The sequence below is a fragment of the Tenacibaculum sp. M1.3A genome (assembly GCF_057732375.1).
Window position 1 is genome coordinate 1 of the sequence record NZ_JBYJEF010000023.1, and the last position, 1,089, is coordinate 1,089.

The 1,089-nt window shown below is 28.7% G+C and carries 1 protein-coding gene; it reads left to right on the plus strand.

Going from position 1 to position 1,089, the window contains the following annotated elements; genetic code table 11:
- A partial coding sequence (locus AC28QF_RS13865; RefSeq protein WP_488202433.1) for an HlyD family secretion protein occupies nt 1-1,089 on the plus strand: 1,089 nt, incomplete at both ends.

Sequence of the window (1,089 nt, forward strand, 5' to 3'; positions counted from 1 at the left end):
AAACATAGAAATACGAAGCGAAGAAGTTCAAGAAATATTGAGCTATGTACCTAATTGGATGATCCGTTGGGGTAACACGTTGCTTTTATCCTTAATTATTATGTTGTTGTTTATAACTTGGTTTGTAAAATACCCAGATGTTATTTCTTCACAAGTAATGGTAACAACCTCTTTTCCTCCTGAAAAAATATATGCAAAATCTACAGGGCAATTTGAGGTGTTTTTAACAAACGAAGGTAAAAATGTTAATGAAAACGATATATTAGCTGTTATAGAAAACAGCGCCTCTTATAAAGATGTTTTACTATTAAAAAGTATTGTAGATACTATTGATAGAAATCAAAAAACGTTTTCTTTTCCTATTGATAAATTACCTCCACTCGTTTTAGGTGATATTACAACTAGTTTTTCTCAATTTGAAAACGACTATTCTGAATATATTTTAAATAAAAAACTAACCCCTTATAAATCTGAAAGTTTCGCCAACAGAATGTCGGTCATTGAAGCTAAAGGGCGATTACAAATTTTAATTTCACAAAAAGAACTTAACAAAAAGGAATTAGAATTTAAACAAATAGACATAAACAGAAGTAAAAAATTGTTCAGTCAAGGTGTTATTTCCGCTAAAGAAAAAGAACAAAAAGAAATAGCGTTTTTACAATCTAAAAGGTCTTATAAAAGCTTAGAATCTTCAATTTCACAAATTAGAGAGTTAATTAACAACTCTACTAAAAATTTAGAAGGCACTTCTATCAAAAAAACTCAAAATGATATGCGCTTAAAAAAGAAAGCCATTCAATCATTTTTATACTTAAAAAAATCAATTAAAGACTGGGAGAAGCAATATGCTTTAAGCTCGTCTATAGATGGTAAAATTTCGTTTTTATCATTCTGGAACAAAAACCAAACAGTAAAAACAGGCGATTTAATATTTATAATTATCCCTACCAAAGATAACTCGTTTATTGGTAAAATAAAGGCTCCGGCTGCAAACTCAGGTAAAATAAAAAAAGGCCAAAAGGTTCAAATAAAATTATCAAATTATCCTGCTGATGAATTTGGTGAGCTAAACGGAAAAATAAAATCTAT